General features: G+C 27.3%; 17 protein-coding genes. 6 read left to right on the forward strand and 11 right to left on the reverse strand.

Features of this window, described 5'->3' with window-relative positions; all coding sequences use genetic code 11:
• Positions 1–4: 4 nt before the first annotated feature.
• Both ACH5BF_RS01390 and ACH5BF_RS01395 read right to left on the reverse strand, forming a co-directional pair.
• The gene (locus ACH5BF_RS01390; protein ID WP_423272198.1) at positions 5–523 is read right to left on the reverse strand and encodes a hypothetical protein; all 519 of its coding nucleotides are present in this window, start codon (positions 521–523) and stop codon (positions 5–7) included.
• A 71-nt stretch (positions 524–594) separates the two neighbouring features.
• On the reverse strand, positions 595–1,866 hold the full coding sequence (locus ACH5BF_RS01395) for an SH3 domain-containing protein (protein ID WP_423272199.1): 1,272 nt from the start codon (positions 1,864–1,866) through the stop codon (positions 595–597).
• 101 nt (positions 1,867–1,967) lie between these two features.
• Here ACH5BF_RS01395 and ACH5BF_RS01400 point away from each other — a divergent pair, with 101 nt between their 5' ends.
• Positions 1,968–2,642 carry a CPBP family intramembrane glutamic endopeptidase gene (locus ACH5BF_RS01400; protein WP_423272200.1) on the forward strand — a complete coding sequence of 225 codons (675 nt, stop codon included), beginning with the start codon at positions 1,968–1,970 and terminating at the stop codon, positions 2,640–2,642.
• A 12-nt stretch (positions 2,643–2,654) separates the two neighbouring features.
• On the opposite strand, the gene ACH5BF_RS01405 is transcribed toward ACH5BF_RS01400, so the two are convergent.
• Positions 2,655–3,815, reverse strand: coding sequence for a TsoY family (seleno)protein (locus ACH5BF_RS01405; protein ID WP_423272202.1), 1,161 nt, complete (start codon positions 3,813–3,815; stop codon positions 2,655–2,657).
• A gap of 149 nt (positions 3,816–3,964) precedes the next feature.
• Between ACH5BF_RS01405 and ACH5BF_RS01410 the strand changes: the two genes are divergently transcribed.
• Positions 3,965–4,804: a GGDEF domain-containing protein gene (locus tag ACH5BF_RS01410; protein ID WP_423272203.1), complete on the forward strand. Its 840-nt coding sequence runs from the start codon at positions 3,965–3,967 to the stop codon at positions 4,802–4,804.
• 33 nt (positions 4,805–4,837) lie between these two features.
• On the opposite strand, the gene ACH5BF_RS01415 is transcribed toward ACH5BF_RS01410, so the two are convergent.
• The 5 genes from ACH5BF_RS01415 to glmS all read right to left on the reverse strand — a co-directional run bounded on the left by ACH5BF_RS01415 (position 4,838) and on the right by glmS (position 9,783).
• Positions 4,838–5,116, reverse strand: coding sequence for a c-type cytochrome (locus ACH5BF_RS01415; protein ID WP_423272204.1), 279 nt, complete (start codon positions 5,114–5,116; stop codon positions 4,838–4,840).
• A gap of 123 nt (positions 5,117–5,239) precedes the next feature.
• Positions 5,240–6,811: an AMP-binding protein gene (locus ACH5BF_RS01420; protein ID WP_423272205.1), complete on the reverse strand. Its 1,572-nt coding sequence runs from the start codon at positions 6,809–6,811 to the stop codon at positions 5,240–5,242.
• A 10-nt stretch (positions 6,812–6,821) separates the two neighbouring features.
• The gene (locus tag ACH5BF_RS01425) at positions 6,822–8,009 is read right to left on the reverse strand and encodes a glutamate mutase L (RefSeq protein WP_423272206.1); all 1,188 of its coding nucleotides are present in this window, start codon (positions 8,007–8,009) and stop codon (positions 6,822–6,824) included.
• A complete protein-coding gene (locus ACH5BF_RS01430) occupies positions 8,006–9,370 on the reverse strand; it encodes a methylaspartate mutase (RefSeq protein WP_423272207.1) in 1,365 nt (454 codons plus the stop codon). Before ACH5BF_RS01430 ends, ACH5BF_RS01425 begins: the two co-directional genes overlap by 4 nt.
• A complete protein-coding gene (gene glmS / locus ACH5BF_RS01435) occupies positions 9,370–9,783 on the reverse strand; it encodes a methylaspartate mutase subunit S (RefSeq protein WP_423272208.1) in 414 nt (137 codons plus the stop codon). The genes ACH5BF_RS01430 and glmS overlap by 1 nt, the downstream gene beginning before the upstream one ends.
• A 235-nt stretch (positions 9,784–10,018) precedes the next feature.
• Here glmS and ACH5BF_RS01440 point away from each other — a divergent pair, with 235 nt between their 5' ends.
• The gene (locus tag ACH5BF_RS01440; RefSeq protein ID WP_423272209.1) at positions 10,019–10,909 is read left to right on the forward strand and encodes a DMT family transporter; all 891 of its coding nucleotides are present in this window, start codon (positions 10,019–10,021) and stop codon (positions 10,907–10,909) included.
• Here the strand turns inward: ACH5BF_RS01440 and ACH5BF_RS01445 are convergent.
• The 3 genes from ACH5BF_RS01445 to ACH5BF_RS01455 form a co-directional block, all read right to left on the reverse strand.
• A complete protein-coding gene (locus ACH5BF_RS01445) occupies positions 10,906–12,360 on the reverse strand; it encodes a sensor domain-containing diguanylate cyclase (protein ID WP_423272210.1) in 1,455 nt (484 codons plus the stop codon). The two genes, ACH5BF_RS01440 and ACH5BF_RS01445, sit on opposite strands and share 4 nt — an antisense overlap.
• 174 nt (positions 12,361–12,534) lie before the next feature.
• Positions 12,535–13,176, reverse strand: a complete 642-nt coding sequence (locus tag ACH5BF_RS01450) for a DsbA family protein (protein WP_423272211.1) — start codon at positions 13,174–13,176, stop codon at positions 12,535–12,537.
• A 71-nt stretch (positions 13,177–13,247) separates the two neighbouring features.
• Positions 13,248–14,222: a hypothetical protein gene (locus ACH5BF_RS01455; RefSeq protein WP_423272212.1), complete on the reverse strand. Its 975-nt coding sequence runs from the start codon at positions 14,220–14,222 to the stop codon at positions 13,248–13,250.
• Positions 14,223–14,349: 127 nt separating this feature from the next.
• On the opposite strand from ACH5BF_RS01455, the gene rraA reads away from it, so the two are divergent.
• From rraA to ACH5BF_RS01470, 3 genes are read left to right on the forward strand one after another with little or no spacing between them, the layout of a single operon-like run.
• Positions 14,350–14,829 carry a ribonuclease E activity regulator RraA gene (gene rraA / locus ACH5BF_RS01460; protein WP_423272213.1) on the forward strand — a complete coding sequence of 160 codons (480 nt, stop codon included), beginning with the start codon at positions 14,350–14,352 and terminating at the stop codon, positions 14,827–14,829.
• Entirely contained in the window at positions 14,829–15,389 is a 561-nt protein-coding gene (locus tag ACH5BF_RS01465; RefSeq protein WP_423272214.1) for a gamma-glutamylcyclotransferase, read from the forward strand. Before rraA ends, ACH5BF_RS01465 begins: the two co-directional genes overlap by 1 nt.
• Positions 15,390–17,606: a hypothetical protein gene (locus ACH5BF_RS01470; RefSeq protein WP_423272215.1), complete on the forward strand. Its 2,217-nt coding sequence runs from the start codon at positions 15,390–15,392 to the stop codon at positions 17,604–17,606.
• Positions 17,607–17,616: the final 10 nt, after the last annotated feature.

Raw genomic sequence — 17,616 nt, forward strand, 5'->3', positions numbered from 1 at the left:
ATATTTATACCTCTAGTTTTATTACAGAGCAACTATGGAAGTTGTCTAGTACTTTTTTTATAGTTGGAAATACTTTTGCTGATGCAGTTGCTAATGCAATTTCTGTAATAATATCTTTACTATATTTAAAATATATTTTATCATATAAATTTTCATCAATAGTTTGTTCATTTAAAACAGCAAGTGTAAAATCATATATATCTTTTAATGATTGGGGTAAGTTTTTGCCCTCATTAAAAACTATTTCTTTAATGATTTGTTTATCAACTCCTGCTTCTAAAGCCATATTTACATTTAGTTGTAGACATTCTCCACAATCTTCATTTTTCATAGTGGTAAGCTTTACTGTATACATAACATCTTTTGGAGTTTTCTCACAAAAACTAGCCATAGGCAAAAAGTTTTGAAATGTTTCAAAAGCATTTGGGTTGGCTTTTAACATATCTTTCATATAAGTTGTATTGTAGTTATAGTGTGCTTGAAAACCTTCAAGCATTTTAAGTGATTTTTTTTCGTCTAACATATCTATTCCTTTTGTTGGTTTGTATATGTAAGACGAAATAGGAGTTAAAAGTGTGACAAGTTTTTTTAAGATTATAAAATAACTAAGCCTTGAATCTTTTTTAAGATACTTTTATCCTCATCAAAATCTTTCAGTTCTCTTCCCATATCAAGGGGTGTAATAGTGGCTTTTCCGATGATGTGTCTGTATTCATCGCCATTTGAATCTTTTAGTTTTACGCTCCATACATTGTGCATTACAAGTGGTTCATTGTCTTTGATACCAACATAAAGCATTATATGTCCTTTTAGGTATACTAAAGTTGAAAAAGGTACACCATATTTCATAAGAAATAGCTTTTTTTGTTTATTTGAAAGTTTTGACATATCTTTGTAAAGACCATTTTTTGTTTGACCTTTAGAGTTTCTTTGTAAATACTTTCCAAAAGGTGCAAAGAAATCTTTTGTAAAAGAAGAGCAATCTCTGTTGTTTAGTAATCCACCCCATCCATAAGGTTCATTTAGAAGTTGTTTTGCTATTTTGATTCTATTTTTTACATTGTATTTTATAGGGAAGGCTGATACTTCTTCATCTTTTATATCAATTAGTGAAATATTTGCTTCTTGGTTTTGAACTTTCTTAGCTACAATATATTTATCATCTTTTTTTGGAAAAATTGTACCTACTTTTATATACTCTCTAAAACCATTTTCATATAAAGGAAACTTCTCTTTTGTTGCTATAAAATAGTCATTTGTTTTAAATTCACTTATAAACTTTTCATCTACAAAAGCAATATCACTTATGTTTATCCATCCTCCAAAGCTAGAAGCCTGAGCATAAGCCCATGCTTTATCTTTTGATAAGTGTGATACTATAATAGGTGAGTTTATTTTAAGAAGTGAATTTTGATTATAGTCAAAAGGAAATCCTTCCCCTGGTTTTGTTGGTTTAAAAAACATAGGTTGATTTGTAGGTAAAACCCTTACATTTGTGTTTTTAAGGGTAATAGCTTTTTTCTTTAGAGTATTGTATTTCTCAAAGTTTGCATTTTCTTCTTGCCTTTCAAACCAAGATAAAGAAGCCTTTTTATAGTTTTCTAAATAAATTTCTCTAAGTTTATAGTTTAATCCCCACATTGCCTCAATTTGCGAGTAAGACACTTGTTCTTGACTCCAAGGTGAAAAATGGTTTTTTAGAAGTTTATAAGCCTCTTCATTTTGATTCATAAAATTATCATTTGCTAGTTTTTCTTCTATTTTTATATCTGTAAGTTCTATTTTTTCTATGTCTTTACTTGCACATGCTGTAAAGAGTGTAGCTATTAAAACAGTAGAAAGTATATTTAATATAGTTGTTCTCAACTAATAATCCTTTTATTATATTTTAAAATCAGATTGTATTGAAATTAAATTGTAAATAACTTAAATTATAATATCAAAAAATTTGATTTACTAGGATAAAAATGCTTTTAATAAGACTTAAAAAAAATAAAGAGTATTTACTTTTTGAGTTCACAGTTTTGTTTTTACTAATTCCTTTTATACTTTTTATGTATACGCCAACTCCAATCTTGCCATATTTATGGATAATAGCAGGATTTTGTACCTTCATTCTTCTGAAAGATAAGAAGTTTAATAAAGAGAATTTTTTTAGACAAAAGTTACTTAGTAAAAATATAAAAGCATTAATATTAGAGTTTTTTATTATCTCTTTATTTATTGTTTCTTTTATGTTTTATTTTCTTCCAGAGCTATTTTTTTCTTTATTTAAACAAAATCCTTATCTTTGGTTAGCAGTTATTATTTTATATCCTTTACTTTCTGTATATCCTCAAGAAGTTGTTTATAGGGCATATTTTTTTCATAGATATAAGAAACTATTTTCAAGTAAAGCCAATATGATTTTGATAAATGCTTTTTTATTTGGATATATGCATATAATCTTTCACAATTATATAGCAGTTATACTAACTATTGGTGGTGGGTATTTATTTGCAAGACTATATGATAAAACACACTCTTTAGCTGTGCTTTTTGTAGCTCACTCTTTGTATGGTTGTATGCTTTTTACTATTGGTCTAGGAGAGTTTTTTTATACAGGAACTATTGCAACTATGCAAGAGACCTTTAAATTTTAAAGGTCTTCTTTTTTAGAATTCAAATTTTGTTTTTAGTTTGAAGAAATAGATGATTGTTTTTATTTGAATATAAATAAATGGAATCATTAATAAAAAGTATGCAAGTGAGTATTTTGCAATAACTGTGTTAAATGTAAGTCCAAAATTAATAAAGAACATTCCAAATACAAAAAATGCAACACCCGGACAAATAAGTGCAAAAGATACAGGTGATTTATCAGTTCCATTTACGTACTTTTCAAAGTATCCAAGTTGTTTCATAACTTTATATCCTAATAGCCCAAAGATTACTTGAAGTGATACTATTGTAGCTGTTAGAGTAAATAAAGATGATTTAGCAAGTGTTGCTTCAAAACTATGATGTAGTCCAAAAGTAACTCTAATAGCAGTTATTCCTAAAAGTGTTAAAATAGGTAAGATAATCCATAAAGATGGGCTAGCTTCTAGTGAAACACCATGTTCAAACATATTTTTAAATCCCATAGTAAGTTTAATAATAAGTAATAAGATACTAACAGAAGCAAAAAATATAGCTGCAAAAATACCTATTGCATTTACCGTGATATTGTGACTCATTGCACCTGGTGCTGCAAAACCTACAGCTATCATAGCAAAGGCAAAGATTGAAATCATTTGTGAAAGATTATTGTTTTTTGTAAAGTCAAAATCACCTTTGATTAGAAGTCTTGAAAAATAGTTCATAAATATTTTAAGACCAAAATACCCAGCTGCTGCAAATCCAATTAGGGCAAATGGAAACATATACTCAACAATACTCCATAAGTTTGGAACAAAAACAGCTCCTAAAACAAAACATACATTAATAGTCATTGCGTATGTAAGGGGCATCGTCATAAGTGTAATCTCAGCATTTGAGTTTACAAGCTCTTTATATTTATCACTTTTCTTAAAAAGATTAAATTGCTTTGTATTCCATATAAGAAGTTTGAAGTGAAAATATGCAAAAACAAGTATAAATATAAGTGATAAAGCTATCACAAAAGATAGCCAAGTTCCTTCAAGTAACTTTGGCATGATAAAATCAAAAGTTGCCATAGGTACACCTTCATGGGGTACTAGAAACATTAAATACATAAAAAATGATACAGATAATCCTCCTGCTCCTAGTGCAGATAAAAAACACATTGGTGTGAATTTTTCTCTTAGTTTCATTTGTTTTCCTTATAATAAAATTGTTTGTAATATTAGTAAATATTATATTAAACTTTTATAAATAATATATAAGTAAAACTTATTATACTGATAATATGGCATACTAAGGCTATACTTGATATAGTTTCCTAATCAAAATAGGGTAGGCTATGTATAAAATTTCTGTTTCTAAAGATTTATTTGAAGATATACTGTTAAAAAAAACTTCTATACTTACAAAGGAAAGTTCTAAATACTGGAAAAAAGAGCTCTTAGAACCTAAAATACAAGATGATAAAATCGTATATTCAATAAAACAGTTTGATAAACTTCTTATTACAAATGGCCTTGGTGAGGATAAGCCACAGCTTGTACTTGAATGTAAAAAAGTAGATTATTCAAGCTCTTTTGATAGGTTTGAATTTTCTTTAGGAAAAGTGATTGAACAAAAAAACACAGAAGTTCAAGAAGATTATAAAGATACTTTAATAGAACAGCTTTTAAAAGAAAAAGAGCTTCTTGAAGATAAAATGAATAGAGACCATTTAACTCAAGTTTACAACAGAAAAAAAATGCAAGAAGATTTAGAGCATTTTGTAAATCAAAATAATTCAAATCTTTTATGTGCTGTTTTTATTGACGCTGATAAATTTAAAGGTATAAATGATAACTTTGGACATGATGCAGGTGATAGAGTTTTAGAATATTTAGGTTCTAAGCTTCAAACTCATGCTAATTATTTGAATGGAGAGGTTTATAGATATGGTGGTGAAGAGTTTGTAATACTTTGTTTTTTACAAAAGGAACAAATTCAAAAGAAAGTTGAAGATTTAAGAGTAGATATAAAATCTCAAAGTGTTTATCATAGAAATAAAGATATATCATTAACAGTTAGTATTGGTATTGCTTTTTATGCTGAGTATAAAAATAAAGAAGTTTTACTTCAAAAAGCTGATGAAGCCGTTTATAAGGCAAAAGATAAGGGTAGGGATACTATTGTATTTGCTTAAACTAGAGTTTTAAAAAACTCTAGTTTTTTTAGATTACTTAGCGATTTGATTAGCAATTGCTTCGATATCTGCGTCAGATAAAGAAGAAACTTGACCTTTCATTAAACCTTTCATAGGTCCACCGTATGAACCATCTTTGTAACCTTTCATTGCTGCAATGAAATCTGCTTTAGACATATCTTTGATAATCTTAGATTTTCCCATTGCTGCTTTTTCCCCGTTTGCACCATGACAACCAACACACTTAGCATAAGGGTTAGCAAATGCTACACATGCAGTTAATAATGTTGCTGCTACTACTAATTTTTTCATATTTAAATCCTTCTACAATTTTTATGAAATGATATTCTAATAGATTTTATATTAGAAGTAATTGATATTAGTTAAGGATTGTGGAAAAAAAGTGCAAAATGCAGCCTAAAGGCTACATTTTTATTATTTTTCTAGAAGTTCGTTTTTTAATTCTTCTTTATTGATTTTATTTCTATCACTAGGAACTAGTGGTAAAGATTTTTTGTAGATTATTTTTGAAGGAATCATATAAGATGCAAGGTGTTTTTTTAACTCAAAAGTAATCTCTTTTGGAGCTATTTCACTTCTACTTGAGTAAACCATAACTATCTCTTCTTCAATTTCATCATTTGGAATTGAGAATATTGCACATTGGTCAATCTGAGGTAAGTTATTTTCTACTACTGATTCTATTTCATATGGACTTACTCTAAATCCTCTTGTTTTAATCATATTATCATGTCTTGATACAAAGTAGAAGTAACCTTCTTCATCTTTATATACATAATCACCTGTAGCTACAACTATTTCATCAGTTAATTGTCCATCTAAATCAATTACATCTTTTAGAATTTGAATAGATTTAAATCTTTCTGCTGTTTCAACAGGTGCATTCCAGAAACCTTTATAGATGTATCCACCTCTATGAATTAGTTCACCAACTTCTCTTGGTTTACACTCTTTACCTTCTTCATTTATTACATAAAGTTCTACATCCGGAATAGCTTTTCCAATAGAATCAGGTCTAATCCAAATTTGTGAAGGCTCTAAATATGTTGATCTAAATGCTTCTGTTAATCCATGCATAGAATAAAACTTTGCATCAGGGAAGTATTTATCTAAATCTTTAAGCATTTTATTTGTTACATTACCACCTGAAGATGTAATAACTCTAACTTTAGATAAAAGCTCTACACTTGGAAGTCTATGTTCATCTTCATCAAACATATTTGCTATATTTACAGGCATTAAAGGTAAAACAGTTACATTGTCATTTATCAAGTGATTGAAGAAATCACCTGCTAATATAAATCTATGTAATGCTAAAGTTGCTCTTTTATATAGTGAGCAGAAAATCTGATTTAAACCATAATCAAGGTTGAAAATTAAAGTACCAGAAATTACATCATCTTCTCTTAAATCTAAGTATTGAGATACAACTCTTGCACTATCAATTAAATTTCTATGAGAAATTACAATACCTTTTGGTTTACCTGTAAGACCAAATGAGTAAGTAATAACTGCATTGTCATGACCATTTACGTTATTGCTAAAAGGTTTATTATAGTATTTGTAAATTTCTTCAAAAGAAGGAATATCTTTATGTGCAGTTTCATAAGATAAAATATGCCCATTAAATTTAATCTCTTCTATACTTTCAAGTTTTAATTTATCTGTAATAATACATTTAATATCACAATCTTGAATTATATATTCAACTTGCTCTGATTTTAATAGTTTTGTTAAAGGAACTAAAACATAATCAGTAGATAAAATAGCTAAGATTGCAATAACTTGATCAATCCCTTTATTTGAGTAAAGACCAATTCTACTTCCCTTAGGTAAGTCTAATTCTTTTAAATAAAAAGCAACTTGATTTGCTTTTTTTAATAAATCTTCGTATGTAATACTTTTTTCATTGAATACTACAGCTGTTTTACTTGGATGAGATACTGCTGCGTCTTCAAGTAAAGTTCTTATACAATTAATTGACATAATGTTCCTTTTACGATTTTACACCAAGTGTCCAAATATCATAGTTTGAATCCATTACAATATTTGGTTTATGCTCAGAGTTTAATATTTTTTTATAGAAAAATGATACTATATCTTCAATTTCTTCTGGCTTTAAAACTTTTGTAATACCACCTGTAAATACAATAGAGTTTAAAACTAAAAGTTTTATATTTACATAAGAGTTTACATAAGTTGAAACTTTACATAATACTAAGAATATAGCTAGTTGCATTAAAATAACTGTTGCTTTTGGAGAAGACTCTTCAAAAATGTTTTCTGTAACTTTTAAGTGAGCAAGTAATTCATAAACGAACTCATTGTTCTTAGCTGCATAAATTAAAGACTCTTTTGATTTGTAAACACCAAGTTTTTTAAATACAAGTCTGTCATACTCATTTTGGGTAACCATATTTTCATCCACTAAATCTTTTGAGTAGTGAATATCAGTTGTAGCACCACCAATATCAATTAAGATATATGGATCAGCAACTGTAAACTTACTACCAATTTGTGGAAGAGTTTTATTTACAATATAAGGTGTTGAGTAGATTTGGTTTGAAGTAATATCATATAGGTGTTTGATATCTTCTTTCCCCATAATATCTGCTTGATAAAGGTTCGTTAAATACTCTTTTAAATTCTCTTCTTCAACATGAAGTTTATCAGTAATAATATTTGGTAAAACAACTAAGTTTTCGATGTTTTTACTTAAATATGGTGCATCTTTACTACTTCCAACATAAACAATATTTGAGTAGTTTACATCATTTAAAAATTTAAATAGTTTTTCATCAAACATTCCACTTACAGAATCAATTCCACCAACAACTATAACAACATCAATTAATTCACTTGGAATAGATGTATTTTCAATATCTTTATATAAAACAGTATCAATGATATTAATACCTGAATTAAATGCAATATTTGTAGCATATTTTAATGAAAAAGAGTTAGTAACACCGATAATTAATGTACTTAAACCTCCATTTGCAGAAGAACAAATATATACATCTTCTTTTTTGTAGTTATGAATAGTATCACCACATTTGTATGTTAAGTCATCAAAAATATCTTTATTGAAATCTCTAAAGTGTTGTTCTACCCCGTGAACTGTACTTACTTTAAAGTAAGTACTTCCCACATCGATTAATAGTTTGTCATTTATTTTACTCATTGCATAATTCCTATATCATGGATAATATCATTTACTATTGATGTTGTGTCTTTACTTAAGTCACATTGAGCTTTTTCATACTCATAACATTTATCTGGAATTGGAACTTTTCCTCTTTTTATAATTCTAATATTTTTATTTTTATCTCTTACTGTAATCATTTCATTGTTATTGATAATATGAGGAGAGAATGGAACATCAATAGTTCCGTTTTTAATAGAGTTAAATACTTTTCTCCATAATGTATCAGCAGGGTCATTAAATACAGCTTCCATAATAGCCATAACTTCTGCTGTTAAGTTCTCTTCCTCTTCTTGGTCAACAACCTTTGGTAAACCATTTAGGATTCTAAGTAAGTATTGTGTATTTGCAACTGTTTCAGCATTTGCTTCTTTTGTTGGAATACCTGAAGCTTCTTGATTTGTTTTTGTAATAATCTTATTAGCTCCAACCATAGCAGCAACAACAGTACTCATAGAAATAAGTTCTGAAGCATAGTTTTGATCCATTGGGAAAGCTCCCATCCACTGGTGATAAACTAAATGAATATCTGCATCAGCGCATCCAATCTCATTTGCATAGTATTTAGCAAGTTTCTTAATAACTGCACCCATAACTATATCTTGATTCATAGAACCAGTTTGAGAGAATGAAACTGAGAAAGATTTTACTCCTTCTTCAAGTGATAATAGCATCTCTAATAATTGAATTACAATTGTAATACATGGAGGTACAAGTGTTGCTGTTAATGGTCCAAATGATTCTCTATTGATAGGTTCATTTAAAACAGAATACTTAGCACAAACTCTCTCTACATATTTCCAGTATAAAAATGCTTTATCTAATGGGAAGTTTTTAGAATAAGGAAGAAGATAAGTAATAGGACCTCCCTCAATTTCAAAAATACCAGATGCAATTGCTGTCTCAATAAGAAGTCTTGCATCAGGAGTTCCATGTCTTAAAGAAATAGGTTTATTAAAATGTGTCATCATTTTTCTTGATGTTCTATATCCATGTGTTACTAATGGATAACCATTTAACATATCAACTTCATTCTCTTCAGAAAGTCTTAGCATCTTTTTTGCTGTTGCATAATCATTTAATCTCGTATTTGAGTCAATTGTACATGGAAGAACATCTACATTTGCTTTATCAAAGAATTCATACAATGCAAACATCTTGTCATAAGTAGGGAAACCACCTCTTGGTTGAACAAGCATTTTATTTTTTGTTTTAAAATTATGTGAGATAAAAAGATCTTTTGAAGCATTTTTTACAAACTCTTCAACTTCTGCAAAATCAAAGTTATCTACATGCTCATTACTTAATATAATGTTTCTTTCTTCTTGCAATAAACTCATTACTTTTTTCTACCTTCCATGAATTTTTCTAATTCATCTAAACCAGTATTTAAGTCTACTTGGTGGAATACTAAATCAAAACCATAGTTTTTGAATCTTGGAACAATATCATCTGCACTTCCTGTTCCAACTACTAAGTTACCACCAATCATAAATACTACATCATCTAATAGATTTCCATATTTTGATTTTAGAATTTTTACTTCTCTACACCAACCTTCAGCTTCACCATTTAATGATGAGATTAATAATATATCTGCATTTGTTTCAATTACTGCATCAATAAACTCTTCTAAGTAAGTATTAACACCAAGGTTAAATACTTCAAAGCCTCTTGCTTGAAGTGAAAGGTCAATTAGTCTGTTTGCTACTACGTGGATGTCATTTCCAACTACGCCAGTTACTACTTTCATATTTTCGTACCTAAATTTTTTATAGTTTTGTCTCTTTAAAAAGGCAAATATTTTATCCAAAAAGTTGTTATATTTCCATTAGGAAGTGCTTTTTAATAATTATTGAATGAATATATTTAATAAGTTTCATTTTTATTTCTTATTAGTTTCAGTAAAGTTGTAAAAATTATTTTTAAATTAATCTTATTTGTAGTTTTTTTCACTATTATTCTGAAAATAATAAAGAGGTTATATTTTGAATAGTTTACATTTAAGAGCACATATTTTAGTAATAATTGCAACAATATTAGTTGCAGGCTCATTTATAGCAACACAAAAATTAGCTGGACTAATAAGCCCTTTTTCATTAATTCTTTTAAGATTTTTAGCTGCAGCTGTTATTTTATCTCCTTTAATTTTAATAAGAAGAAAATATAGAACTAAAATTGTTGAAACAATGCCTAGGGCTTTAACTATAAGCTTCTTTTACGCAGGTTATTTTGTTTTGATGTTTCTAGCTTTGGAAACAACAACAGCACTTAATACGGGTGCTTTATATACTTTAGTTCCTTTAGTTACTGCAATTTTATGTATTTTCATATTCAAAGATAAGATTACTTTTACGCAGTGGTTTGTTTATCTTATTGGTATTATTGGAACTTTAGGAGTTGTTTTTAAAGCAAATCTATCACTTTTTTTATCATTTAGTTTAAATAATGGAGATTTGATTTATCTAGTTGGTATTTTATTTATGGCTTTATATTCAATATCAATGAAAGTTTTATATAAAGATGATGATCCAATTTTATTGGTTTTTTGTACTTTAGTTGGAGGTGCTTTATGGATGGCTGTGATTTTACTTTTTATGGCTGAACCTTTAAACTGGTATTTAATAAAAGATGAAATGTTTTTATATATGTCATATTTAGTAGTAGCAACAACATTAATTACACTTTATTTATATCAAAAAGCAACAATAATTTTAGGACCAAAAAGTGTTATGTCTTATATATATTTAACACCAGCAGTAATTGCAGTATTTGTTTATTTTGTAGATGCTGTGGTAATATCTTTCCCTGTTATTGTAGCTATTATAATATCAATGCTTGCAACATTGATATTACAATTTAAGATAAATAATAATTAATTTTTAAAACAAACACGGTTTCTACCTGTTTGTTTTGCTTCATATAAAGCTTCATCAGCTCTTTTAAAAAGTGTTTCACTAGTGTCATCTTTATTAAATTGTGAGACACCTAAACTTGCAGTAACTCTCAAGTCTTCAACTAACTGTTTTTCTATAACTTTTCTTAGTTTTTGAGCTATAAATATTGCTTCTTCAAGTTTTTGTTTATCAACTAAAATAATAAACTCTTCACCACCCCATCTAGCAACCAAGTCAACATTTCTTAGATTATCTTTTAGGATATTTGAAATAGCAATTAATACTTTATCTCCTTTTAGATGTCCATGCTCATCATTTACTTTTTTAAAGTGGTCAATATCTAAAATAATAATACTAAATATCTCATCATATCTTTTTGCTCTTTGAATAAAGATATTCATTTCTTCTTTTAGTTTATTTCTATTATAAAGTTTTGTTAAAGGGTCTGTAATAGATAATTTAGTTAAAAGTTCATTTTGCTCTTGTAAAATCTTTGTTTTTTCAGCAATTTTTTCTTCTAACTCACTATTAACTTTTTCTAATACTTTTTCATGGCTTATATCTTTTCTATACGCGATATATCCACAAATATTTCCTTTTTGGTCAAATTGTGGCCTAATATAAGACTTCACCCAAAACTCTTTTTTGTTTTTAGTTAGATTCTTAAGCTCTCCCACATAAATATTGCCATTTTTTATTGTTTTCCATAGCTCTTTAAATACTTCTTCTTTTGTATCGGGGTGCTTTATTATATTGTGTGTTTTTCCTAAAAGCTCTTCTTTTTTATATCCTGATAGTTCACAAAATGCATCAGATACATAAGTGATTACACCATTTGCATCAGTTTGACTTGTATATACATAATGATTTATAATCTCTAAAGACTCTTTTATTCTTCTTGTTTTTATTCTAAATGATTTACTTAGTTTTCTTTTAAATCTTATTTGTCTTAATTGTGCAGTTTTTACTCTTTCAAAAAGAGGTGTTATTATAAGCCTTGACTCAATTACTAAATAAGAGATGATTACTAAAAGCACAATAATAGTTAAAGTTTTGATAAAAGATATAAACTCGGCACTCTCTTTATCTATGATTGAGATATTTTCATTTATTAAGTAAAGAAGTTTTTGTTTTGAATCTAAAAGTTTTATAAACTCTTCCTTATTCGTTTCTTTACTTAGGTTTATAAAATTATTTAATTCTTCTACATAATTATTTTCTACTTTTTGAAAAAGTGGACTACTTATTAGTTTTGTATTATTTAATGAAATTTCTTTTAAGTTTTGCAATAACTCTTTTTCTTCATTTTTATAGAAATGATTTATAGTTTTTTCTATTAAAATTGATTGTTTATAATTGTCTTGTATAAAGGTGTTGTAGTCGTAACTTTTTGTAGTTATTAGTGATATGTTTATTATTGATATTACTATCAAAAAAACGACTGAAAAAAATCTAGTAAGATATATAGTTTTATAATTAAGGTTTTTTAGAAATTCAAACATGAGATAGTTTATACTAAACTTGATTATAATCAAGTTAATAAAACTTATTTTTTTATGTATTAATATAACAAAGAGCAATTGCTTTGCCCTTTGTTTATAAAATTATTATAGTTCTGAGTTAATTAGCTCAATTAGTTGCTCTAATCCAAACTCTTTTAATGGTTTAGAATTTACAAAAAATGATGGAGTTTTATTCGCTCCTAAAGCTTTTGCATCTGCTAAGTCTTGATTTATTATTTCATCAAGTTTAGGATTTTTCATAAACTCATTTGCTTTATTCATATCAAGTAAGTTTGATTTTTCTGCTATTTTCTCAACTATGTCGTATTGAACAACATGATGTTTAACCCAGTATTGTTGTGTTACAAATAGTAGTTCTAGTAACTCTTTAAACTTTCCTTGTTCTCTTGCTGCTTCAAGTAGTTTTACAACTTTATCAGAACCTTTATGGAAAGGTGCGTATCTGTAAACAATCTTAATATCATCTTTATTTTGTTTCATTATTTCTTTTACATAAGGGTGAAATAACGCACAAGTACCACAAGCTGGGTCAAAGAATTCAACCAACTCAACTTTTGCATCTTTTTTACCATCTATGTATGAATACGGTCTAACTAAAGATGTGTTATTGTTTTGAACTTTTTGAAGTTCTTCTTTTTCTTGCATGTTTTTATAAACATAGCCAGAAACAAAAAATATTGCTAGTAGTGCAACAACTAAAATAAGTACAACTTTTTTATTTTGCATTTTTTACCTTTTTTTTACTTTGTGCGAATCATAACAAAGTAGGGTTAACAAAAAATAAAGCAAGAAAAAATCTATGGTAATTGTGAAATTGCTTTAATTTTTTCACTTAAATTTCTATTTACTCTATTTAATGCTGTTTGAATAAGTTGTAAATCTTCATTCTCAACAGCATTTTGTTCTGCTTCTTCATATAAAGTTTGAGCATTTTTCAGGTTTTCAAATTTCTCTTCTATTAAAGCTAAGTTATATAAGATTTCCCAACTTTTAAAATCAAGAGTCTCATTTAAAGATTGGAGTTTTTTTCTTGCTTGTGTAATATACCCATCATCAATTAGCTCAACACTCTTTTCAAACTCTTCTTCTTGCTCTTTTGAAAGCTCAATTGATTTGATCTCATCAACTATTTCAATAGTATGGTACTCATAGTGTGGAGAAATATCATATAAAAACTCATTTGCAATTTGTCTTGCAAGATTAGTGTTAATAGTTTTTTTATTTCTATGGAAACCTGAACTTATATAAGTTGTATTTTCAAAACACTCATCTTCATGTTTTGTTTTTGAATAAACTTTTGAAAAAAGCAGTTCATTTGAGTCTGTTTTTAATACATCGATTTTAGTTTGAACTTTATACTCTCTTTTTTCACAAGGTGTAACTCTTTTTATATACTTTATGCAAGTTCTTTTTTTTGTTTGTTTATCAACTTCATAAGTTAAACATCTTTTTTTATTAAAATCTTCTTTGTAATAAATCTCATAGTTCAAAGATGATTCTAAAACTTCTCCTGCGATTATTGCATCTGTATTAAAACTATTTGTTTTAAGTTTAAAGAGTTTTTTACTCTTAAAAAAAGCAGAAGATAGTTCAGATTCTATAAGTGCAGTTTGATTTACTCTATCATTATAAAATCTATCAACAAATACAGTATGAATCTTTTCATCTTCTATTTTCGATGGATGTAAAGACTTGACAGTAATTTTTGTAGAACAACCAGTAAATATTAAAACAGATAATCCTAAGATGATTATTTTATAGATTTTATTCATGATACAGCCTTTTAAAAAATTATATTATAAGTTAAAAGTGTAAAAAAAGTGATAAATAAGAATAAATTAATAGTAAAATGAGATAATATAAGCCTTAATTAATTGATTTTAGAAATAAGGATGAAATATGGGATTTTTTACAGCAGATTTATGTGATGAGCATAGTGAGAAAACAGAGGTTTTAGGACCAAACTTTAAATCATATGGGGGAAGTAAAAAATTCAGAGGTACAGCAATTACTTTTAAATTAGATAAAAATAATAAAGATTTAGCACAGTTTTTAAAAGAAAATGATGGTTTAGGAAAAGTTGTTGTTGTAGATGTTGAAGAGAAGTACTTTGCAGTGGTTGGAGACAACTTGATGAGATTTGCAAATGACAATAAATTTGAAGGAATTATTGTAAACGGTTATGTAAGAGATACTGTTACAACTAAAGATTTCCAAACAGGACTTTTTGCAAAAGGAACTTGTCCAAGAAAATATATTCCAGCTCAAGATGCACAAATGAATGTAGCTGTTACAATTGATGGTGTTACTATAAATGAAGGTGATTATATTTATGCTGACCATGATGGGATAGTAGTTTCAAAAGAGAGTTTAGTTTAATGTATCTTTTTGGTTTTGGTTCACTTATTAATTTAAACAGTGCTCAAAAATCTTTTAAAAGAGAGCTTAGCTATGATGATTTGATTCCTGTAACTATTAAGGGTTTTAAAAAAGTTTGGAATAGTATTGAGCATATAGAGTTTGATGGTGTAGATGTAAATGGTGTTTTTTTAAATCTTCAAAAAGATGAAACTGCATCAACAAATGGAGTAGTTGTAAAAATCACAGATGAAGAGTTTGAGATCTTAAAGTTAAGAGAAAAAAACTATTCTCAAGTAATTATTAAAGCATCTGATATTAGTGGCGTGGATATTGATGAAGATGCAATTGCTTTTATGACTACAAATGAAGAAAAAATTGCAAAAGCAGGAGATGAGAATTGCTTTATTCCTGCAAAATATATTGATATATTAACTAATGCATTTGAACACTATGATGATGAGTTTGTTCAAGAGTATAAAAAATGTTTAGAGGATTTACCTTTTGACTTAAAAGAAGGAACTTACAGTTTTAGTGATCCTATTCAGCAAAAATTTGCAAAACAAGGAATGAAAAAATAGATGGCTCAAAACTGTTGTAGTATTTATACTTCAAAGCTTTGTGATACAAAAAGACAAAGTATTGAAGATAAAATAATCATTGAACATAGTAATGAACTTCATGTAACTTTCTGTGAGGGTGATACTTTAGAGAAGTTTGAAGAGGATTTAAACAATCTTACTGGAAACTCTTTTATTTACTTTTTAAAAAAAAGAGTTTCTAATACTCTTATTTCTATCGTTTCTGTTATTGTTATTATGTTTGCTTTAATCTCTGCTTCAATTTATGAAGACCTTTTAAAAAAGGTAATATTTGAACTTCCTTTTGATTGGGAAATAGCAGATACTATATCTTTTGTTTTTGTTGTGATTTTCTTTCTTGGATTAATGATGATGCCATCTATTCTAGATGGTGAGGGAAGTGAATTTAAAAGTATTTTAGCCTCTTGGTTTAATAAAGATATTAAAAAACTAAAAAGAGTAAGATTAGCATTTTCTCAGTTTGATAAGAAAATGCCTATTCATATCTATAACTTAGATTTAGTAGATAAAAATCATTGGGTTTTTAGGATTTTATTAAAAACACTTGCTAAAAGATTTTCAAATTTAAACCTTTATGTTAGAAATGACCAGATTAAATCAATTGAAAAAAGAGTTAAAAGTTTAGGTATTTTAAATTTAGAGATTATTAAAGATAAAAGACTAAATAACAATTGTGATATTGAGTTTTTATTATCATCTAAAGAGCAAAAACTTTACTCACTTATGCAGTTAAGCTCAACTAATATTATAAAAAGAAAAGATAGCAAAGTTTTTGTATCTTTAGAACTTTTTGAGTATTGTGGTAGAAACTTTTTTGAAAATGAAAAGAGTTCTACTTCTCAACTTATTTCTGGTTTTCAGAACTTTGTAAATAGAAGTTTTGATGATTTTAGATTTTTAGCCCAAGAAAAATCTATGCAGATTTATTTTACAAATCATGCCAATATAAAAGAGCTTGATGATGAGCAAAGAAGACTTTCTTATTATCTAAGAAACCATATAGAAGAGTGTGTTGAGTATTTTGATAATCCAATTTCTCTACTTATTTTATATTATTATGTAAGAGATGTGGTTTTAGATGAGAAAAGAACTATTGCTATTTTAGAGAAGTTTATTTTATCTATTTATAAAAAACAACAGTATGAGTTAATCGATGAGTTTTGGTTTCAAATTGCAGGGCAGATGTTTAATCCTTTGGATATAAACTCTTTTGAAATGTCAAGCAATTCTTATTATAGAAAACTTTCAATTGATTCTTTAGATAAGCTTATTTTCTTATTTGAAAGAAATGGTCATTTTGAACAAGCCTTACTTTTAGCAAAATATTTATATGAAATAAATCCAAATAAATACTCTGTTTCGATTTGTTCATTATATGAAAGAACAGGGCAATTTGAAAAAGCATATAACTCACTACCTAAAAGCTTAAATGTAGGAAAAAATAAAAAGCCAAGTGACATTGAAGTGCGATATTTCCAAAGAAAAGCTTGGATAGTTGTAAGTCAAAGAAAAAATGATATTAAACAAGAAGGTTTAGACTCATTGTCATCATTACATGAGCTGATTTTCTCACATAATGACGATAATGAGCCTTTATGGTTATGGCATTATTATAATATCAAAGCAAATTATGATGAGTGGAATGAAGATTATGAAGGTGCTATTAGTAACTATAAAAAATGTTTATCAATACCTGCATTAGGAGCTTTTGAATATGGAGCAACATTTGTAAATATGGCTATTGCATATAGGTTTATGTATCTAACAAATGATAAACAAAAATTTGATAATATAGATAAGTCTATTGAACTTGGAAAACTTGGAGTACTGCTTAAAGAGTCAGTTGGAGATAGGGATGAAATGCCTGTTGTTCTTCATAATCAAGCTTTAAATGTATTATATAAAATGATTTACAGCCAAATTGATGAAAAAGCTTTAGAGGAGATTGTATTTATTACAGATGATGCTATAAATATTTTAGATAGGACTAAATCAATAAAAAGATTAGGGATGCTTTTAATTGAAAATATTATTTCAAAACAACTTTTAGGTTTAGACAATAGTTTAAATCTTCAAAGATTAAAAGAACACTATTTATTAGTTGATGAAAATGAGTCCAAACAGATACAAAATCTATACAAAGAGTTTATTAAAACCAATAAAATAGCAAAAATTGATTTTTTAGATAACACATAATTAAAACAAA

Source organism: Arcobacter pernae (assembly GCF_049472135.1).
Classification (GTDB): domain Bacteria; phylum Campylobacterota; class Campylobacteria; order Campylobacterales; family Arcobacteraceae; genus Arcobacter_B.

Bases quoted from the DNA above. Each gene is read 5' to 3' on its own strand.
- ACH5BF_RS01405 (WP_423272202.1), bottom strand. From the start codon at position 3,815: ATGAAACTAAGAGAAAAATTCACACCAATGTGTTTTTTATCTGCACTA.
- ACH5BF_RS01410 (WP_423272203.1), top strand. From the start codon at position 3,965: ATGTATAAAATTTCTGTTTCTAAAGATTTATTTGAAGATATACTGTTA.
- ACH5BF_RS01420 (WP_423272205.1), bottom strand. From the start codon at position 6,811: ATGTCAATTAATTGTATAAGAACTTTACTTGAAGACGCAGCAGTATCT.
- ACH5BF_RS01400 (WP_423272200.1), top strand. From the start codon at position 1,968: ATGCTTTTAATAAGACTTAAAAAAAATAAAGAGTATTTACTTTTTGAG.
- ACH5BF_RS01415 (WP_423272204.1), bottom strand. From the start codon at position 5,116: ATGAAAAAATTAGTAGTAGCAGCAACATTATTAACTGCATGTGTAGCA.
- ACH5BF_RS01470 (WP_423272215.1), top strand. From the start codon at position 15,390: ATGGCTCAAAACTGTTGTAGTATTTATACTTCAAAGCTTTGTGATACA.
- ACH5BF_RS01425 (WP_423272206.1), bottom strand. From the start codon at position 8,009: ATGAGTAAAATAAATGACAAACTATTAATCGATGTGGGAAGTACTTAC.
- ACH5BF_RS01390 (WP_423272198.1), bottom strand. From the start codon at position 523: ATGTTAGACGAAAAAAAATCACTTAAAATGCTTGAAGGTTTTCAAGCA.
- rraA (WP_423272213.1), top strand. From the start codon at position 14,350: ATGGGATTTTTTACAGCAGATTTATGTGATGAGCATAGTGAGAAAACA.
- ACH5BF_RS01450 (WP_423272211.1), bottom strand. From the start codon at position 13,176: ATGCAAAATAAAAAAGTTGTACTTATTTTAGTTGTTGCACTACTAGCA.
- glmS (WP_423272208.1), bottom strand. From the start codon at position 9,783: ATGAAAGTAGTAACTGGCGTAGTTGGAAATGACATCCACGTAGTAGCA.
- ACH5BF_RS01465 (WP_423272214.1), top strand. From the start codon at position 14,829: ATGTATCTTTTTGGTTTTGGTTCACTTATTAATTTAAACAGTGCTCAA.
- ACH5BF_RS01430 (WP_423272207.1), bottom strand. From the start codon at position 9,370: ATGAGTTTATTGCAAGAAGAAAGAAACATTATATTAAGTAATGAGCAT.
- ACH5BF_RS01455 (WP_423272212.1), bottom strand. From the start codon at position 14,222: ATGAATAAAATCTATAAAATAATCATCTTAGGATTATCTGTTTTAATA.